Source organism: Streptomyces bicolor (assembly GCF_000719285.1).
GTDB lineage: Bacteria > Actinomycetota > Actinomycetes > Streptomycetales > Streptomycetaceae > Streptomyces > Streptomyces bicolor.
Genome location: NZ_JOFS01000005.1, coordinates 39693 through 58847 on the forward strand (window position 1 = coordinate 39693; position 19155 = coordinate 58847).

The 19155-nt window shown below is 71.4% G+C and carries 17 protein-coding genes; 9 read left to right on the forward strand and 8 right to left on the reverse strand.

The genetic code is table 11. The features are described from left to right. Positions 1-96 precede the first annotated feature (96 nt). From IF78_RS0106440 to IF78_RS0106450, 3 genes are all read right to left on the reverse strand, one after another. A complete protein-coding gene (locus IF78_RS0106440; protein ID WP_031483992.1) occupies positions 97-702 on the reverse strand; it encodes an Rv1733c family protein in 606 nt (201 codons plus the stop codon). A 180-nt stretch (positions 703-882) separates the two neighbouring features. Continuing rightward, positions 883-1710 (reverse strand): MOSC domain-containing protein, encoded by an 828-nt coding sequence (locus IF78_RS0106445; RefSeq protein ID WP_031483994.1) that lies wholly within the window; start codon positions 1708-1710, stop codon positions 883-885. 44 nt (positions 1711-1754) lie between these two features. Next, complete coding sequence (locus IF78_RS0106450; RefSeq protein ID WP_031483996.1) at positions 1755-2189, reverse strand: DUF6643 family protein; 435 nt, start codon at positions 2187-2189, stop codon at positions 1755-1757. Positions 2190-2487: 298 nt separating this feature from the next. Here IF78_RS0106450 and IF78_RS0106455 point away from each other — a divergent pair, with 298 nt between their 5' ends. Then, the gene (locus IF78_RS0106455; RefSeq protein ID WP_031483997.1) at positions 2488-3747 is read left to right on the forward strand and encodes a TerD family protein; all 1260 of its coding nucleotides are present in this window, start codon (positions 2488-2490) and stop codon (positions 3745-3747) included. Here IF78_RS0106455 and IF78_RS0106460 read toward each other — a convergent pair whose 3' ends face one another. Further along, positions 3748-4965 carry a glycosyltransferase gene (locus IF78_RS0106460; RefSeq protein WP_051827529.1) on the reverse strand — a complete coding sequence of 406 codons (1218 nt, stop codon included), beginning with the start codon at positions 4963-4965 and terminating at the stop codon, positions 3748-3750. A gap of 16 nt (positions 4966-4981) precedes the next feature. Between IF78_RS0106460 and IF78_RS0106465 the strand changes: the two genes are divergently transcribed. Then, positions 4982-5767: a glutamate racemase gene (locus tag IF78_RS0106465; protein WP_031484001.1), complete on the forward strand. Its 786-nt coding sequence runs from the start codon at positions 4982-4984 to the stop codon at positions 5765-5767. A 106-nt stretch (positions 5768-5873) separates the two neighbouring features. Continuing rightward, positions 5874-6416, forward strand: a complete 543-nt coding sequence (locus IF78_RS0106470; protein ID WP_031484003.1) for a hypothetical protein — start codon at positions 5874-5876, stop codon at positions 6414-6416. A gap of 32 nt (positions 6417-6448) precedes the next feature. Here the strand turns inward: IF78_RS0106470 and IF78_RS0106475 are convergent, their stop codons facing one another. Beyond that, on the reverse strand, positions 6449-7516 hold the full coding sequence (locus IF78_RS0106475) for an O-antigen ligase family protein (RefSeq protein WP_078662333.1): 1068 nt from the start codon (positions 7514-7516) through the stop codon (positions 6449-6451). A 329-nt stretch (positions 7517-7845) separates the two neighbouring features. On the opposite strand from IF78_RS0106475, the gene lnt reads away from it, so the two are divergent. From lnt to IF78_RS0106495, 4 genes are all read left to right on the forward strand, one after another. After that, positions 7846-9456, forward strand: a complete 1611-nt coding sequence (gene lnt / locus IF78_RS0106480; RefSeq protein ID WP_031484007.1) for an apolipoprotein N-acyltransferase — start codon at positions 7846-7848, stop codon at positions 9454-9456. Between the two features lie 68 nt (positions 9457-9524). Then, positions 9525-10004, forward strand: a complete 480-nt coding sequence (locus IF78_RS0106485) for an NUDIX hydrolase (RefSeq protein WP_031484009.1) — start codon at positions 9525-9527, stop codon at positions 10002-10004. Positions 10005-10058: 54 nt separating this feature from the next. After that, positions 10059-10868, forward strand: a complete 810-nt coding sequence (locus tag IF78_RS0106490) for a 3-hydroxybutyrate dehydrogenase (RefSeq protein WP_031484010.1) — start codon at positions 10059-10061, stop codon at positions 10866-10868. An 84-nt stretch (positions 10869-10952) separates the two neighbouring features. Continuing rightward, complete coding sequence (locus tag IF78_RS0106495) at positions 10953-12899, forward strand: helix-turn-helix domain-containing protein (RefSeq protein WP_031484011.1); 1947 nt, start codon at positions 10953-10955, stop codon at positions 12897-12899. Between the two features lie 60 nt (positions 12900-12959). Here the strand turns inward: IF78_RS0106495 and IF78_RS0106500 are convergent, their stop codons facing one another. The 3 genes from IF78_RS0106500 to IF78_RS0106510 form a co-directional block, all read right to left on the reverse strand. After that, a complete protein-coding gene (locus IF78_RS0106500) occupies positions 12960-14345 on the reverse strand; it encodes an MFS transporter (RefSeq protein WP_031484013.1) in 1386 nt (461 codons plus the stop codon). A gap of 376 nt (positions 14346-14721) precedes the next feature. Further along, positions 14722-16014: a cytochrome P450 gene (locus IF78_RS0106505; protein WP_031484015.1), complete on the reverse strand. Its 1293-nt coding sequence runs from the start codon at positions 16012-16014 to the stop codon at positions 14722-14724. A gap of 17 nt (positions 16015-16031) precedes the next feature. Next, positions 16032-17387 (reverse strand): glutamine synthetase family protein, encoded by a 1356-nt coding sequence (locus tag IF78_RS0106510; protein ID WP_031484017.1) that lies wholly within the window; start codon positions 17385-17387, stop codon positions 16032-16034. A gap of 354 nt (positions 17388-17741) precedes the next feature. On the opposite strand from IF78_RS0106510, the gene IF78_RS0106515 reads away from it, so the two are divergent. Beyond that, positions 17742-17930, forward strand: a complete 189-nt coding sequence (locus IF78_RS0106515) for a ferredoxin (RefSeq protein WP_031484019.1) — start codon at positions 17742-17744, stop codon at positions 17928-17930. Positions 17931-17935: 5 nt separating this feature from the next. Further along, entirely contained in the window at positions 17936-19144 is a 1209-nt protein-coding gene (locus IF78_RS0106520) for an NAD(P)/FAD-dependent oxidoreductase (protein WP_031484020.1), read from the forward strand. Positions 19145-19155: the final 11 nt, after the last annotated feature.

Below are 19155 nucleotides of genomic sequence, written 5' to 3' on the forward strand. Positions count from 1 at the left end.
CCCCACCTCGTAGTACGCGGGTTTTGCTGCCGAAGAGTTCGGCCGGTCCACCGTAGCGTGCGCGCGGGCGGTGGGTTGACCAGAGCCGGAAGGCCGTCAACTGCCGGTGCCCGCCCGGCCCCAGTCCGGACCCGCCTTGTCCCATGCCTGGTCCCAACGCGCGTACCGCCGACGGACCATGCGCCAGACGACCAGCCGTCTGCCGCCCTCGATGAGCCCGGCGGCCAGGAGGGCACCGCCGAACCCGGCGAGAACCGCGTGCGTCGACGCCGTCGCGGGGTCCAGGGGGCGGGCCACCGTGCGGCCCTGCCGGTCCGTCCATATCGTGAAGCGGTCGCCGGGCCGGGGGGTGTCCAGGTTCGCCATGACCGCTGCCCGGTGAACGCTGCCGTCCGGTGCGGTCCAGTCGGCCACGACCCGGGTGCGCATGTCCCGGCCGGAGGAGGCCTCGGGGTCGACGTCCAGGCGGGAGCCCTCCACCTTGCGGACCACGGTCGCCGTCACCAGGTGCCGGGACACGCGCTGTTCGCGGGCCGACTCCTGCAGGGTGTCCTGCGCGAGGCCGCCGATCAGGGAGCCGGCCAAGGGCGCGGCGACCAGGACCAGCAGCAGGGCCGCGAGGGCGACCCAGGCCTCGACCAGATCGGTCGTACGGCGCAGCGGATTGTGCCGCCAGCGCCAGAGTCCGCTGATCGCCCGCATCGTCCGGCCACCCCCCATCCCGCCCCGTGACAACCCCTGCCGGAGCCGTTCATCCGCGGGCCCGGCGCAGAGAGAGCGAAATCACCTGCGCCCGGGACCTCTCATGAACTTCTCACGAAAAGCCCAACGAGCAGGCCCCCGACCCCGGTTCCCGCATGTCGTCGCTCGGCGGGATCCTTCTCAGCCGAGGATCGTGACCGGGTCGCCGACCCGTATCGTGCCGCGGGACAGCGGGACCAGGTTCTGGCCGAACACCAGCTTGCCGTCGAGGCGCCGGTGCCTGCCCAGGGTGTGCAGGGGCTCCTTGCCGCGCTCGGCGGTGCCCTGGTCGGTCGTGGTCACCACGCACCGCCCGCACTTCTTGGGGACACGGAAGGTGACCTCGCCGATGGCGACGCGCGACCAGTCGTCCTCGGCCCAGGCCGGAGTGCCCGACACGACCACGTTGGGCCGGAAACGGTTCATCGGCAGCGGGCCCTCGTCGGCGTGATCACCCTGCGCGATCAGGGAGTTGAGGGCGTCGAGCGAGGCCGCCGTGGTGAGCAGCAGCGGATAGCCGTCGGCGAAGGAGACGGTCTCGCCCGGCAGCGCGTACTGCGGGTCGACCGGGCGGCGGGTGCCGGGGTCGTCCATGTGCGCGAGGCGTACCTCCGCGCCGAGAAAGGCGCTGCACCAGGCATGCGCGGCGTCGTCCTCGGCGAGAACCGCCTCGACCTTGTCCCGGAAGATCTCCACCGGCACGGTGCCGACCGGACGGGGTACGGGCACCGTCAGCGGATCCATGCCGGGCGCGGACAGCCGAACGCCGCCACCGGGCAGCAACTCGGCGGCGGCCAGCGCAAGGCGCGGTCGCTGGCGCTGCGTCACGACCTTTCCCCCGTCGTCGATCAGCGCCCAGCGTCGGTCTCCGGCCAGCCCCCAGGGCTCCACGACGGCCTCCCGGGGCGCAGTGCCCCGGCATGCCTTGACCGGATGAAGGTGAATCGACTGCAGCTTCGCGTGCCCCATGGGGCCATCGTGCCAGGTGGCTCCGACAGCCCGGGGCGCACGGGTCAGTAGCCGCGGTACTGCTGGTTGTTGTACGGGTCCTGGTAGGGGGCCGCGGCGGGGCGGGGAGCCGCGGGGCGCATGGCCTCGTAGCCCGTGCCGCCGGGCGCCATCGGCCGAGGCTGCTGCGCCTGCGGACCCGGATAGCCGCGCGGGGCGGCCGCCTGCTGCGGGATGTAGGCAGCGGGAGCCTGCTGTAGCGGGGCGGGCTGCTGCGTCTGCGGATAACCGTAGGAGGGCTGGGACGGGGCGGCCGGGAGGGCCGGCAGAGCCGAGGGCAGCGCGGGCAGGTTGCTGCTCGGCATGTCGTACGCGGCGGGGACCCGGATCGGGGCGATCTGCGGGGTGCCCCGCTCGGCAACGAGCGAGTCGTAGATCGGGGTGTCCGGGAAGGAGGCGGAGTAGTAGCCGCCGCCATAGGTGGAGCGGGGGGAGGTCATGGCGCATACGTTAAGCCCACGATGTGCTGGTTGGGGAGACCGATAAGAGGGTTGTTTTATGTGCCCGCAGTGACGGCGGATCCCCAATGCGAGCGAACTTGCCAAAAAGGGACGCCAATCCGCGCTCGGATCGTGTAAATGCCGAGTTCCGAGCGGGTTACCGACGGTTGGCCACCGGTGTTCCTGGGCTCCACGTGGGAGTTCGCCGGCGCGGGGAATAGGTTGGCTTTGTAGAAGAACCCAATGAGCGGCCGGGACATACCTGGCGCGGTGACCCGTCTTGGGGGCGGACATGTCAATGTCGAAGGGATCGAATGCTCCGGTGCCGACGACGGCACTGCGGGTCGAATTGGGGTGGCGCTCCGGACCGGGCGTGCCCGACGCGGATGCCTCGGCGCTGTTGCTGGTCGGCGGAAAGGTCCGTTCCGACGGGGACTTCGTCTTCTACAACCAGCCCGAGCACTCCTCCGGCGCCGTCCGTCACGAGGGCAAGCGGGACGTGGGCGGCCGGGTGACCGACAGCCTCCTCGTCGACCTCACGCGCGTGGAGTCCGCGATCGAGACCGTCATCCTGGCCGCCTCCGCGGACGGTGGTGCGTTCGGCCAGGTGCCGGACCTCTGCGTCGAGGTCAAGGACGCCGCCCAGGGCGCCCTCGTCGCCCGCTTCGACAGCATGGGCGCCACCGTGGAAACCGCTTTCGTCCTCGGTGAGTTCTACCGCCGCCAGGGCGCCTGGAAGTTCCGCGCCGTCGGCCAGGGCTACAGCAGCGGCCTCGAGGGTCTGGCCACCGACTACGGAATCACCGTCGACGAGCCCCAGAACGCGGCTCCGCCGGTCGCGCCCCCGGCGACCATGCCCCCGCCCGTTACGCCGCCCGCCACGCCACCGGTTGCTCCCCCTGCGCCCCAGGCGCCACCCATCAGCCTGAGCAAGGTGACGCTCACCAAGGAGGCCCCCTCCGTCTCGCTGACCAAGCAGGGCGGCACGTCGGGCACCATGCGCGTGAACCTCAACTGGCAGATGCGCAAGCAGTTCTCCGGCTGGGCGAGCAAACTGGGCCGCCCGGTCGCCATGCACAACGACCTCGACCTCGATCTCTGCGCCCTGTACGAGCTCACCGACGGCAGCAAGGGTGTCGTCCAGTCCCTGGGCAATGCCTTCGGTGCGCTGCGGCAGCCCCCGTACATCCACCTCGACGGTGACGACCGCACCGGTGCCCGCTCCAGCGGCGAGAACCTCACCATCAGTCTCGACCACCAGCGGGCCATCCGGCGCGTCCTCGTCTTCGTGACCATCTACGAAGGCGCGCGCTCTTTCGCGGACCTGCACGCCACGGTCACCCTCACACCCCAGTTCGGTGCCCCGATCGAGTTCTCGCTCGACGAGTGCACGGTGCCCTCGACGGTGTGCGCACTCGCGCTGATCACCAACACCGGCAGTGACCTGGTCGTCCAGCGCGAGGCCCGCTACCTGGTGCCCGAGCGCGGAGTGAGCCCCCAGCGCACGGTCGACCACGCCTACGGGTGGGGCATGAACTGGACGCCCGGCCGCAAGTAGTCAGCTCTCGTCCGGCACGGCGTCGGGACGCGTGTAGGTACGCCCCTTCCACGCCGCCCCGCGGCCCCGGTAGTGCTGCACCGCGGAATCGACCGTCATGAGGAGATAGAGGAACGCGGTGAACGGCAGCAGCGGGGCGAGGACCAGCGGCTGGCGGTAGTAGCGGAGCATCGGCACATAAGTCCCCGCCATCACCAGCCACGCGAGACCGCCGACCGCCGCGGTCGCCGCATCCCCGCCGAACGCCCCCGCGATCACGGCCGCGGGCGGCACCAGGTACACCAGCGCGAGCCCGGCGACCGTCCCGGCCAGCACCAGCGGGTTGTGCCGCAGCTGCGCGTACGCGCTGCGCGAGACCATCCGCCACAGGTCGCGCAGCCGCGGATACGGGCGCACGCTGTCCACGCGCTCGGCCAGCCCCAGCCAGATGCGCCCGCCGCTGCCCTTGACGGCCCGTGCGAGCGCCACATCGTCGATGACGGCGTGCCGGATGGCGTCCGGGATCCGCGCCCGCTCGGCGGCATCCGTACGCAGCAGGACGCAGCCGCCCGCCGCGGCCGCCGTCCGCGTCCCCTTCCCGCTGATCCGGCGGAACGGATACAGCTGCGCGAAGAAGTACACGAAGGCCGGCACGACCAGCCGCTCCCACAGGCTCTCCACCCGCAGCCGGGCCATCTGCGAGACGACGTCGAAACCCCCGCTGCGCGCGGCCGCCACCAGCTCCCGCAGGCTGTCGGGCGCATGCGCGATGTCGGCGTCCGTCAGCAGCAGATACTCAGGGGCACGCGCGCGTGCCAGGCCGATGCCGTGCCGCACCGCCCAGAGCTTGCCCGTCCAGCCGGCGGGCGGCTCGCCGGGGGAGTCGACTGTCAGCGACGGCCCGCCGTGCCGCCGCGCGAGCTCGCGCGCGAGATCGCCGGTGCCGTCCGAACTGCCGTCGTCGATGAGGAAGATCTCCACGCGCCCCGGGTAGTCCTGGGCGAGCAGCGACGGCAGGCTGGCGGGCAGCACCGTGGCCTCGTCGCGCGCCGGTACGACGACGCAGACCGAGGGCCAGTCGTCCGGTTCCGCACGATGCGGAAGTCTGACGTCCGTACGCCAGAAGAAGCCCTGGCAGAGCAGCAGCCACAGCCAGGCGGCGAGTGATCCGGCGGCGGTCCACGCGATGGCGCTCACGCGCGTGAGTCTGCCCCACGGGGACGGCCCGCAAGGGCCCATCGTCTATCGTGGCCGGGTGAAGATCGCGCTGATGGACTCCGGAATCGGCTTGCTGGCGGCCACCGCCGCCGTACGGCGGCTGCGACCCGACGCAGATCTCGTACTCTCCCTCGACCCCGACGGCATGCCCTGGGGACGGAGGACTCTGGAGGACCTCACGCAGCGCGCCGTGGCCGTCGCCGACGCCGCCGTCGAACACCGGCCCGACGCCCTGATCATCGGCTGCAACACCGCGACCGTGCACGCCCTGCACACCCTGCGCGCCCGCCTCGAACCCCGCATTCCGGTCATCGGTACGGTCCCGGCGATCAAGCCGGCCGCGGCCGGCGGCGGCCCCGTCGCGATCTGGGCCACGCCCGCCACCACCGGCAGCCCCTACCAGAAGGGGCTCATAAAGGACTTCGCCGACGGCGTGACCGTCACCGAGGTGCCGTGCTTCGGGCTCGCCGAGGCGGTCGAGCACGCGGACGAGACCGCGATCGAGGCCGCCGTCGCAGCCGCCGCCGCGCTGACCCCCGAGGACGTGACGACCGTCGTCCTGGGCTGCACCCACTACGAGCTGGTCGCCGACCGGATCCGCGCCGCCGTCCAGCGTCCCGGGTTCCCGCCACTGGTCCTGCACGGCTCAGCCGAAGCGGTCGCCGCGCAGGCGTTGCGCCGCCTCGGCGAGCAGTCCGCTCCCGGGGCCGAGCCGAACGGCACCCTGACGGTGCTGCTGAGCGGACGTGAGGGAAATCTGCCCGAGGCCGCTCTCGTCTACGAGGAAGGCCGTCTCCTGCAGGCGATCAGCCCCGCACGGTGACCCGGCGGTCACAGGGCGGACGCTTTCGGTCCGGCCTGGTCCAGTCGGCGCAGTCACCCTGTGCGACGCGGTACCGGCGGAGCGAAACCTGAGTAACCTCATAGCCATGAGGGACCACCCCCACGGCGGTAAACCGCACCCCGATGTCTGGACCGGGCGGGCGACCAACAGGGTCCAATGGCTGCTGGCGCTCATCGGCGCCGCCTGCATGGCCCTCGGGATCGAGCTGGCCGTCGACTCACCGTGGAACGACGGCATCGCCCCGCTCGTCATGGCCGTCGTCGGCTGCATCGCCGCCGGGCTGCTGGTCCTCTTCGGCACCCTGGCGTTCGTGCACGTCGCCCTGAGGGTCGACAAGGAGTGCCTCGAGGTGCGCTGCGGCCATATCGGTGTGCCGCGCCGCCGCATCCCCCTGTCCGAGGTCGAGGGCGCCGACTTCGTCGAGCATGTGACTCCGCGCCACTGGGGCGGTTGGGGCTACCGGTGGCGGCCCGAGAAGGGCACCGCGGTCGTCGTACGGCGTGGTGAGGGGCTGGTGCTGAGGCTGGGTGACGGCCATACGTTCACGATCACCGTGGACGACGCGGAGGCGGCCGTACGGGTCATCAGGGACCGGCTGCGGACACGGACGCCGGGCGCGGCGCACTGATAATGGGGGCCAGTCCTTAGCCTCCTCCGGGGTCATGGGGTTGGCCGTCCGCCACGCGCGCGTGCGTCGATCTCGCGCTCCGACGATGCGTCGGCGAGCGGCCGCGCCGTGGCCAGCCCCGCCAGCAGGCCAGCGCCCACGGACACCGAAGTGAAGCTGAGCGCGTTGCCTACGGCGGCGATCGCCGCCACCGCGGTAAGGGCGGCGCCCGCGGTCAGCGCGACCGGAGTGGGGCGCGCGGTGCGCCACAGTGCGAACAGCATCCAGCAGAAGGCCGCCGCCAGCAGGATCACGCCGGCGACTCCCTGCTCCGCCGCCTGTTGCAGGGGCGCCGAGTGCGGCTTGCCGTCGGACAGCAACGTTCCGGTCGCCGTGGTGCTGAGCTCCCCGAAGCGTCCCGGGCCCACTCCCAGGGCGAGGTCCTCGCGTGCCAGGTGCAGGGCGTCGCGCCACAGCTGGATCCGGTGCGGTGTCAGCTGACCCTCCAGCCAGGAGGCGAACCCGTCGGGCACCGCGCTCGCGGCGACCGCCCAGGTCAGGCCGGTGACCGCGGTCGCGGTGAGCGCCAGTCCCGCGATGCCCACGCCGCGATGGCGCATCTGGCCGGCCGCGAGGGAGCACAGCACGACGGCGGTGCAGGTGACGAAGCCCGTGGTCGAGCCGAGGACGGCGGCCGTCACCGCGATTCCGGCGGCCAGCATGCGCAGGGCCAGGCGCAGGACGGGCGCCGACGCGGCCCAGGCGGCGCAGCACGCGGCACCGGCGGCGAGGGTCAGTACGGCGGCGGTGGCCCCGGCATGCCCCAGCGGGGCGATGATCTGCGGGCCCGGGGCCAGGTGTGGAACGGTCAGCGTCAGGCCCACTCCGGCCAGCGCTCCGGCACAGGGCGCGGCGACCGGCAGGAGCGCCCCGCTGATCCGCCCCGCGGCATAACCGGCCGCCACGGCGAGGATCGCGAGCAGAACGCCCTCGGGACGGCCGCCGGTCACGGCAGCCGAGATCAGCGACCACGTGGCGCAGACCCCCAACACGACAACGCCCGCGGCATCAGAAACGTTTCGTCTGTCGCCGTCCTCACCCGGACCCGCCGCAGACGCCATCCCCGTGACACCCACCCCGCCCCCCGAACCCGGTCCCCCGACCCGTGACGCACCTCGGCCATCCGGACCTCACCGGCCGGTACGACTGAGGCTCCGGCATACCGTAACGGCTGATGGCCGATTTGTGGACGTGTCGTGCAGGAACGATGCGTCACGTGCGTGCGGAGGGATCGGGTCGTCGGGCCGGAGCGGGCGGTTGCCTGATTACCGAGGGGGGCGGGGCGCCCCCCTGCCGGGGGCGGGACCCCCGCCCTCCCGGCCAGTACGTCAAGATCGCTGCCACTGGACCGCGCTGTCGATGCCGAGGTCGACCGCCGTACACTCCCGGAGTGACCGTCACCGCAACTTCCGTGGACGAGTCGGACCAGCTGCAGCCGCAGACCGCGCCGGCCTCGCGCGCGGCATGGCTCGTGCGCCTGGTTCCGGCCCTCACCGCGGCGCTCTCCGGAGTGCTGCTCTATGTCAGCTTCCCGCCGCGCACCCTGTGGTGGCTGGCCCTGCCGGCCTTCGCCGCCTTCGGCTGGGTGCTGCGCGGCCGCAGCTGGAAGGCGGGCCTCGGCCTCGGCTATCTCTTCGGCCTCGGCTTCCTGCTGCCGTTGCTGGTGTGGACCGGAGTGGAGGTCGGGCCCGGCCCCTGGATCGCGCTGGCCGCGATCGAGGCGATCTTCGTGGCACTGGTGGGCGCGGGAGTCGCCGCGGTGTCCAAGCTGCCGGGCCGGCCGGTGTGGGCGGCGGCACTGTGGATCGCCGGAGAGGCGGCACGCGCGCGTGCGCCGTTCAACGGCTTCCCGTGGGGGAAGATCGCGTTCGGTCAGGCCGACGGTGTCTTCCTGCCGCTCGCAGCGGTGGGCGGCACCCCCGTGCTCGGTTTCGCGGTCGTCCTGTGCGGCTTCGGCCTCTACGAGGTCGTGCGCCTGGTCGTGGAGCGGCGGCGAACCCGGGCGATACGACGGTCCGCCGCGGCCGTGGCCCTGCTGAGTGTGGCCGTGCCGGTCGTGGGCGCTGTGGCCGCGCGGCCGCTGATCAGCGACAAGGCCGAGAACGGCACCGCGACGGTCGCGGTCATCCAGGGCAACGTTCCGCGCGCGGGGTTGGACTTCAACGCCCAGCGGCGAGCCGTGCTCGACTACCACGCACGTGAGACCGAGCGGCTGGCCGCCGAGGTCAAGGCGGGCAAGATCGCACAGCCCGACTTCGTGCTCTGGCCGGAGAACTCCTCAGACATCGACCCCTTCGCCAACGCCGACGCCCGCGCCGTCATCGACGCGGCCGCCAAGGCGATCGGGGCACCCATCTCCGTCGGCGGCGTCGTGGAGCGGGACGGCAAGCTGCTCAACGAGCAGATCCTCTGGGACCCGGTCAAGGGCCCGGTCGACACGTATGACAAGCGGCAGATCCAGCCGTTCGGCGAGTACCTGCCGCTGCGCTCGCTCGTCGGCGCGATCAACGAGACCTGGACCTCGATGGTCCGCCAGGACTTCAGCCGGGGCAGCGAACCGGGCGTGTTCACCATGGACGGCGCCAAGGTCGGTCTCGTCACCTGCTACGAGGCGGCCTTCGACTGGACCGTGCGCTCCGAGGTCACCGACGGCGCGCAGATGATCTCCGTACCGAGCAACAACGCGACCTTCGACCGCAGCGAGATGACCTACCAGCAGCTCGCCATGTCCCGCGTCCGCGCCGTCGAGCACAGCCGGACCGTCACCGTTCCGGTGACCAGCGGCGTCAGCGCGATCATCATGCCGGACGGCCGGATCACCCAGAGGACCGGCATGTTCGTGGCCGACTCGCTGGTCCAGAAGGTGCCGCTGCGCTCCACCGAGACGCCCGCCACACGACTCGGCATCCTGCCGGAGATCGCGCTGGTGCTGGTAGCCGCCGGCGGACTCGGCTGGGCGATCGGTGCGGGCGTGCGCGGTCGACGCGCTGCTCAGGTGTAGCCGTACGCCGGTCGCACGCCCCCGGAACCCGCCGGGAGCGCCGCCATCTGCCCGTTAGGGTCGAGGCCATGGCCACTCCTGACTTCATTCGTACGATCCGAGCCTCCGCCGGGCACCAACTGCTGTGGCTGCCAGGGGTCAGCGCCGTCGTCTTCGACGACGAGGGGCGGGTCCTGCTGGGGCAACGCGCGGACAACCGCAAGTGGACGGTGATCAACGGCATCCCGGACCCCGGCGAGCAGCCCGCCGCCTGCGCGGTACGGGAGGTGTACGAGGAGACGGGTGTCCGGTGCGTCGCCGAGCGGGTCGTCCTCGTCAGGTCCGGCAACGAGGTCACCTATCCCAACGGCGACATGTGCCAGTTCATGGACATCACCTTCCGCTGCCGGGCCGTCGGCGGCGAGGCCCGTGTGAACGACGACGAATCCCTGCAAGTCGGGTGGTACGAGGTGGACGCGCTGCCTGTTATGGGCGAACGTCAGCTGTTCCGGATCAAGCAGGCGCTGTCCGATGAACCCACGTGGTTCGAGCCTATGACTTCGGACTGAAGTATGGACTGTGACCATATGTGGGCCGACGAGGGTGCTGCCTAGGGTCGAGCCATGACCCCGTCCAGCGCTCTCCCGGCCCACGGCTCCTCCCGGCCTTCCTCACTCGACCTCGGTGGCCGCACCGCCCTCGTCACCGGCGCCGCCGGTGGGATCGGCCGTGCCTGTGTGCTGCGGCTCGCTGCTGCCGGGGCGAAGGTGAGAGCGGTCGACCGGGACGGTGCGGGCCTGGAGGCGCTCACCGAGGCAGCGCGGACCCTCGCGGGTGCGGTCGAGCCGCACATCCTCGACCTCACCGACCTGGACGCCGCCGAACTCGCGGCCGCCGGTACCGACATCCTCGTCAACAACGCCGGGCTGCAACTGGTGCGCCCCATCGAGGAGTTCCCGCCGGACGTCTTCCACACGGTGCTCACGGTGATGCTGGAAGCACCGTTCCGGCTCATCCGTGGTGCCCTGCCCCATATGTATGGGCAGGGCTGGGGCCGGATCGTCAATGTGTCCTCCGTCCATGGGCTGCGAGCCTCGGCCTTCAAGTCGGCCTATGTGGCTGCCAAGCATGGTCTGGAGGGACTCTCCAAGACCGCGGCCCTGGAGGGCGCGCCCCATGGCGTCACCTCGAACTGTGTGAATCCCGCCTATGTGCGCACCCCACTGGTCGAGAAGCAGCTCGCCGACCAGGCCCGGGCGCACGGCATCCCCGAGGAGCGGGTGCTGTCCGAGGTGCTGTTGCAGGACAGCGCGGTCAAGCGGCTCATCGAACCGGAGGAGGTCGCCGAGGCCGTGGCGTATCTGTGCGGTCCGCAGGCATCCTTCGTGACTGGCACGTCGCTGGTTCTCGACGGTGGCTGGACCGCTCACTGAGTGCCGGTTCATCGAACATCCGGCCGACTTCCGGGTTATCCACAGGGCTGACGGGGTGGCGGTGCGATGAGCAATCCTGTGGGCATGTCCCGCGATCACGTGCAGTCCGCCGAACGTTCCGCCGCTGCGGCCGGAGCGCCCATGAGCAACGCCGAGGCACCGTTCCTCGAGCTGCTGGCCCGGGGTGCGTCCGCCGACGCCTACGAGCAGCCGGTGCTGCTCGCGCGCGCCGAGGGCAGACCGGCCGAGCGGATCGTCGCCCTCGAGCAGGCCAAGCTGCTCGCGCTGCGGGTGCGCTCAGAGCTGGAGGGGCGGCGCAGGCGGGAGGCCGAGCTGTCGGCCCTCTTCGAGACAGCCCACGACCTGGCCGGCCTGCGGGACCTGGACGCCGTACTGCAGGCGATCGTGCAGCGCGCCCGGTCGCTGCTCGGCACGGACGTCGCCTATCTCAGCCTGAACGACCCGGCCAGGGGCGACACCTATATGCGGGTGACCGAGGGCTCGGTCGCCGCCCGGTTCCAGCAACTGCGGCTCGGCATGGGCGAGGGCCTCGGTGGCCTCGTCGCGCAGACCGCACGCCCCTACGTCACCGATGACTACTTCAAGGACGACCGCTTCCAGCACACCCTCACCATCGACGCCGGCGTGCGCGACGAGGGGCTCGTCGCCATCCTCGGGGTGCCCCTGATGCTGGGACACCATGTGATCGGGGTCCTCTTCGCGGCGGACCGGCGCGCCCGCGTCTTCGAGCGGGAGCAGATCGCCCTGCTCGGCTCCTTCGCCGCGCTCGCGGCGGCCGCCATCGACACGGCGAACCTGCTCACCGAGACCCGCTCGGCCCTCGCCGACCTGGAGCGGGCCAACGAGATCATCCGGGATCGCAGCGGAGTCATCGAACGTGCCTCGGACGTGCACGACCGGCTCGCCGAACTCGTGCTCCGCGGCGGCGGGGTGCACGACGTGGCCGCCGCGGTCTCCGAAGTCCTCGACGGCGCGGTCGAGTTCGCGGACGCCACCGCGGCGCCGGCCCGGGCCCTGGAGGTCTCCCGCGCGGAAGGCCACGCCGTGCGGCACGACGACGACTGGATCGCCGCGGTGGCCGCGGGCGGTGAACTGCTCGGCGCGCTGGTGCTGCGTGGTCATCCCGGCCTCGACCCCGTCGACCAGCGCACGCTGGAGCGGGCCGCGATGGTCACCTCCCTCCTGCTCCTCGCCCGGCGTTCCGCCGCCGAGGCCGAACAGCGCGTACGTGGCGAGCTGTTGGATGACCTGCTCGACGCCCGGGACCGCGACCCACGTCTGCTGCGCGAACGCGCGTCGCGGCTGGACGCCGACCTCGACGCCACGCATGTCGTCCTCGCCGCCCGCCTCGATGCCGCCCCGGCCGACGCCGACCAGGAGGCGGACGCCCGTAGACGCCTGTGGTCCGCCGCGTCCCACCTCGCCGCGACCCGGCACGGCCTTGCCGCCGCCCGCGACGGCGGCACGGTGTTGCTCCTGCCTCTCGAAGCCGGGGACACGGCCACCGCCCTGGCCCGCCGCACCGCCCGGCACCTCGGCACGGCCGTCCACGAGGCGGTGACCGTCGGGGCCTCCGCCCCGGTCGAGGGACTGGCCGCCCATCCCGACGCCGTGGCAGCCGCCTACGACGAAGGCCGGCGCTGCCTCGACGCCCTGCGGCTGCTCGGCCGCGCCGGAGACGGCGCGGCCGCCGAGGACTTCGGGTTCCTGGGGCTGCTGCTGGCGGGGGACCGGGACATCGCGGGCTTCGTCGGCCGTACGATCGGCCAGGTCGTCGCGTACGACGAACGGCGCGGCACCGACCTGCTGCACACCCTCGACGCGTACTTCGCCTGCGGGATGAGCCCGGCCCGCACCAAGGACGAACTGCACGTCCATGTGAACACGGTCGCCCAGCGCCTGGAGCGCGTGGGCCGTCTCCTCGGCGAAGACTGGCAGAGTCCCGCCCGCGCGCTGGAGATCCAACTCGCCCTGCGGCTGCACCGGTTGTCGGCACCGGCACAGCACTGACCCCCGCACGCACGGGCGTAGGGGGGCCGGTCGCAGGGCCTCGGGCCGTGACGGTCCGGGTCAGACGGTGTGCGCGTCCGCCGCCTGAGCCGTCGCGGGCTTCGCGTCGGTGGTGGGCTCCACGTCGGAAAGATCCCGGTGGCGGGTCTCCTTGGCGACGCCCACCGCGATCACCGTCAGGACGGCCGCGGCGATGACGTACAGCGCGATCGGGGTGGAGCTGCCGTAGTCGGACAGCAGTGCGGTGGCGATCAGCGGCGCGGGGGCGCCGGCCGCGACCGAGGCGAACTGGGCGCCGATCGAGGCACCGGAGTAGCGCATCCGGGTGGCGAACATCTCGGAGAAGAAGGCGGCCTGGGGCGCGTACATGGCGCCGTGCAGCACGAGGCCCACGGTCACGGCGAGGATCAGGCTGCCGAAGTCGCCGGTGTCGACGAGCTGGAAGAACGGGAACATCCACAGCCCGACGCCGACAGCGCCCAGCAGATAGACGGGACGGCGGCCGAGGCGGTCGGACAGCGCGCCCCAGGCCGGAATGACGGCGAAGTGCACGGCGGAGGCGATGAGCACGGAGTTGAGGGCGGTCTGTTTGGAGACTCCGGCCGAGGTGGTGGCGTAGACGAGGATGAACGCGGTGATGACGTAGTAGCTGATGTTCTCGGCCATGCGTGCGCCCATCGCCACCAGGACGTCACGCCAGTGGTGCCGCAGCACGGACACCAGCGGCAGCCGCTCGGCGTCGTCCTTGTGCGCGGCCTTGCGGGCCTCGGCCTGCGCCAACGCCTGCCGGAAGACCGGCGATTCATCGACAGACAGACGAATCCACAAACCGACGATCACCAGCACACCGGAGAGCAGGAACGGTATCCGCCAGCCCCATGTGCCGAAGGCGCTGTCCGACAGCACGGCCGTCAGCAGGGACAGCACACCGGTCGCCAGGAGCTGCCCCGCGGGAGCGCCGGTCTGCGGCCAGGATGCCCAGAAGCCGCGCCGTCGCGCGTCCCCGTGCTCCGACACGAGCAACACGGCTCCGCCCCACTCACCGCCGAGCGCGAAGCCCTGCACCAGCCGCAACACGGTCAGCAGCACGGGCGCGGCGGTCCCGATGGTCGCGTGCGTCGGCAGCAGCCCGATCGCGAAGGTCGCCCCACCCATCAGCAACAGGCTCAGCACCAGCAGCTTCTTGCGGCCGAGCCGATCCCCGTAGTGCCCGAAGACAAGCGCGCCCAGCGGCCGGGCGGCGAATCCGACGGCGTACGTGAGGAACGACAGGAGAGTGCCGACGATCGGGTCGGAATCCGGGAAGAACAGCTTGTTGAAGACGAGGGCGGCGGCGGAGCCGTAGAGGAAGAAGTCGTACCACTCGATGGTGGTGCCGATGAGGCTGGCGGCGACGATGCGCTTGAGATTGCCGGGTGGTGGGGGAGCGGTGGTTGCGGAGGCCATGTGCGCCACTTCCTCGTGTGCGGTGGGGGACGGGTACGTGTTCGCACACCGTAGGAAGGTGCAGGTCAGGGGCACATGTGGTGGGGCAACATAGTTCGGGGCACGGCTATGCGTCGGGCCGCCATGTCCGCGCGCGGAGCGGCGGCTCAGCGGCTGGAAGAGGTTCGAGACGACCGCTGTCCAGGACGCGCGGCGTGCGGCATTCTGGGCGACGCCCAAGCACCGGATCGGCGGCCGCACCACGGGTGCTCGAACAGGCCGCCCACCGAGACCTTGTGTCCCATCGGTACAGGAGGATGCGGTCATCCTCATCGAGGATGACCGCGCGAACCGAATGACGCAGGCTCACCGATGGCATCCGGAAAGCTCGGGCCGTTCACATGAGGACGACCTCCACGGGCAGCTTCTTGATGCCGTTGACGAAGTTGGACCGCACGCGTGGCACGTCCCCGGCCAGGCGGATGTCGGCGATCCGCGGGATGAGCTCCTCGAACATGATGCGGATCTCGGTGCGGGCGAGCAGGTTGCCCAGGCACAGGTGCGGGCTGCCCTTGCCGAAGGTGACGTGGTCGTTGTCGGCTCGGGTGACGTCGAAGTCGTACGGGTTTCCGAAGACCTCCTCGTCGCGGTTGCCGGAGGCGTACCACATGACGACCTTGTCGCCCTCCTTGACCTGCTTGCCGCCGAGTTCGACGTCACGGGTCGCGGTGCGGCGGAAGTGGTAGACGGGGGAGGCCCAGCGCAGGAACTCCTCCACCGCCGTCGGGATCAGGGAGGGGTCGTCCTGGAGGCGGGCGAGCTGCTCGGGGTGCTGGAGGAGGGCCAGCATGGAGTGGGTGATGGTGTGCCGGGTGGTCTCGTTGCCGGCCACCACCAGGAGGAGGAAGTAGTTGTCGAAGTCCTGAGGCGAGAGCGGCACGCCGTCCCTCGGGGTGGTGTTCACCAGCCGGGAGACCAGGTCCGTGCCGTCGCCGCCGCGCCGCTGTCGGGCGAGCTCACGGCCGTACTCGAAGACTTCGAGGGAGGCGGGGGAGCGGAACGGCAGGTCGCGGTACTTCTCGCTCTCGGCGCTGTGCAGCAGGACGTCGGCGTAGTCGGGATCGGTGTTGCCGATGATGCGGTTGCCCCAATCGATGAGCCGCTGGTTGTCCTCCGGCGGGACGTCGAGCAGGCGGGCCAGGACGTTGATGGGGAAGTCCGCGGAGACGTCGGCGACGAAGTCGAAGGTGCCCTTGGCGAGGGCCGCGTCCAGGGTCCTGGCGGTCAGGCCGCGCAGGAAGTCGCTGTAGCTGTTGATGACGCTCGCGCCGAACTGGCGCTGGAGCAGACTGCGCAGGGCGCGATGGCGGACGCCGTCCAGCTCCAGGATGGAGGCGCGCTTCTTGATCTGGTCGTCATCGACCTCTTCGAGGTTCACGAACTTCGTCGAGGTGAAGGTCTCCGCGTCCCGGTCGACGCGGGCGATGTCGGTATGCCGGGTCACCGCCCAGAAGCCGGAGTTGGGGGCCTCCTCGGGCTGCCAGTGCACCGGGTCCTGGTGGCGCAGGGTGTGGAACATACGCCATGGGGTGATGCCGTCGGTGAAGTTGTCCAGGTCGGCGAGGTTCACGTCCGCCAGCGGCATCGGGTCGTTCACGGCGGCGGTCGGGGTCTCGGTCTCGGTCGTCATCGGATGGCTCCCAGTCGTCACAGGTGGTAGGCGTACTCGGTGAACTCCCAGTCGGTGACGTGCCGTTGGAAGCGTTCGATCTCGTTGCGCTTATAGGAGAGGAAGGACGCGGTGAAGTCCTTGCCGAGGACGTCGGTCAGTTCCGTGTCCGCTTCCAGGGCGTCCAGCGCGGCCGGCAGGTTCATGGGCAGGGCGGCCGACCGGGCGGTGTCGTAGCCGTAGCCCTCCAGCGGGGCCGGGGGCTCTTGGCCCGCCCGGATGCCGAGCAGCGCGGCGGCGATCGCTCCGGCGATCAGCAGGTACGGATTCGCGCTGGCGTCGCCGAGGCGGATCTCGAGGCGGGCGCCGCTGCCCCGCTCGGGCGGGATCCGGACCATGGCGCTGCGGTTGTCGAGCCCCCAGTCGATCAGCCAGGGCGCGAGGGTGTCGGGCCCGAAGCGCTTGTAGGAGTTGACGGTCGGGTTGGCCAGCGCTGCGAGGGCGGGGGCGTGCGCGAGGACGCCGGCGATGGCGTGCCGGGCGGTGGCGGAGAGGCCGTGGGCGCCGGAGGGGTCGTCGAAGGCGTTGCGGCCGCTGTCGCCCTCGCATGAGAGGTGCAGATGGAAACCGGAGCCGCCGGCGTCGTTGAAGGGCTTGGCCATGAACGTGGCGAGCTTGCCCTCGGTCCGGGCGAGCTCCTTGACGGCCGATTTGAAGCGGAAGGCCCGATCGGCGGCATCGAGGGCGGTGGAGTGGGTGAGGTTGATCTCGTACTGGCCGCCGTCGAACTCGTGGTTGCCCGTGACGACACCGATGTTCAGATCCCGCAGGTGGCGCAGGGTGCGCAGCAGACGGTTGTCCGGGTCGGCGCGCAGGCCGGCCGTATAGACGGCGCCGGTCGTCCGCGGGGCGCGGCGCCATCCGGTCGGGGAGCCGGGGGCGGGCTCCAGCAGGAAGTACTCCAGTTCGGGGCCAACGACCGGGCGCAGCCCGTGCTCGGCGCACCGGGCGAGGACGGCGCGTAGCAGGTCCCGCGGCGACTCGGGGGCCGGTCGTCCGGTCGCGGGGTCGCTGACCTCGCCGAGGCAGGTGGCGACACCCGGCTCCCACGGCAGCGTGGTCAGGGTGGACAGGTCAGGACGGACGGACACGTCCGGCAGGCCGGCGTCCAGCCCGCCGGCGACCGGGACGACGTCGCCCTGCGGGCTCGTGTGGTAGACGGCGCGGCAGAAGGCCAGACCGTGCGCACAGGCGGACGGGAGATGGTCCAGCAGGACGTCGCGGGCGCGGTCGGTGCCGATCAGGTCGGGATAGATCACCCGGACCACGTCGATGCCCTCGGCGGTGAGCCGTTCCTGGTGGCGACGGATGTCGAGAGTCTCATGAGCGCTCACCGGTGTCTCCTTGGGGGGACGGTGGGATGGCCGGCCCCGGGGAGGGGGCTTGGGCAGGTGGCGTGAGGGGGACGGTGCCCGGGCGCGGGGGAGGCGCGGCTCTCAGGTCGTCGTTTGAATCCGAACAGTATGGAAGCTCTCGCCGCCTCGCAAGAGTCCAGCCCAAAGAAATTATCCACCTGGACAGGTATTGACCGTCGGTCGGCGCGTTCCTATCTTGTTTGAAGCCAAATGAACTTCGGCGTGGATCCCCGGTAGCTCCTCAGCTCCCTGCCCGGGGCCCGGCCCTTCCCCGGACCGGGCCCCTCATGCCTCATCCGCCACTCCGACGCCCTCACCTCAGGAGGACCGGCCATGAAGGTCGTCGTCGACATGAACAAATGCCAGGACCACGGCCAGTGCGTCTTCGCGGCTCCCGACGTCTTCTCGATGGACGACGACGGGCACCTGGTGTACGTCGCCGATCCGGACGACGCCCTGCGCGAGGAGGTCGAGGAAGCCGCCGACGTGTGCCCCCTCCAGGCCATCCGGATCGGGGACTGAGCGCCATGACCGGACGCGTCGTCATCGCCGGCGCCTCCCTGGGCGGCCTGCGAGCCGCCGAGCAGGTGCGCGCGGCGGGCTGGACCGGTGCGATCACCGTGATCGGCGACGAACCCCACATGCCCTACAACCGGCCTCCGCTGTCCAAGGAGGTACTGGCGGGCAAGGCAGGCTTCGAGTCGCTGGCCTTCACACCGAAGGCGGCCGCCGCCGATGTCGAGTGGCGGCTGGGAACGAAGGTCGTCGCGGCCCGGCTCGCGGAGCGGACCGTCGTGCTCGACGACGGCTCGGCCGTCTCCTACGACGGTCTGGTCGTCGCCACCGGCATGCGGCCCCGTCGGCTGGGCTGCCCCGGCCCCCTCGCCGGCCGTCACACGGTCCGCACCCTCACTGACGCCCAGGGCCTGCGTGACGAGCTGACCCGGCCCGGCGCGCGGGTGGTCGTGGTCGGAGCCGGTTTCATCGGCTGCGAGGTGGCGGCCACCGCCGTCGGACTCGGGGTCACCGAGGTGACCGTCGTCGATCCACTGACCCTGCCCATGGGGGGACCGCTGGGTGACCTGCTGGGCCGCGCGCTGCTGAAGCGGCACGAGGAGCGCGGAGTGCGCTTCGCGCTCGGTACGTCGGTCGCGGGACTCGAGGGCGAGGACCGGGTCACCGGGGTGGTGCTGGACGACGGCACCGTCCTGCCCGCCGACGTGGTCGTGGAGTCGGTCGGCTCGATCGCCAACACCGAGTGGCTGGACGACAACGGCCTGGACCTGTCGGACGGGGTGGTCACCGATGAGCAGCTGCGTGTCGGAGGCTTCCCGGACGTGGTCGCCGTCGGTGACGTGGCCCGCTTCCCCAACGCCCGCTACGACGGCGTGCCCCGCCGCGTCGAACACTGGTCCATCCCCACGGACACCGCCAAGCACGCCGCCAAGGTCCTCGTCGCCCATCTCACCGGCTCAGCCGCCGACTTGGCTCCGTTCGCGCCGCTGCCCACCTTCTGGAGCGACCAGCACGAGTTCCGTCTGCAGTCCTTCGGCGCGCCCGCGCTCGGCAAGGACGACGTACGGGTCCTGGACGGGGACCCCGACGGGGACGTGCTCGTCGGTTACCACACCGCCGGCCGGCTGGTCGGTGTCGTGGCGCTCGGCGGTCAGTCGGCCGCCCTGAACGCTGCCCGCTACCGCGCCCGGCTGCTGAAGCAGCCCGCCCTCACCGCGTAAGGACATCCCCG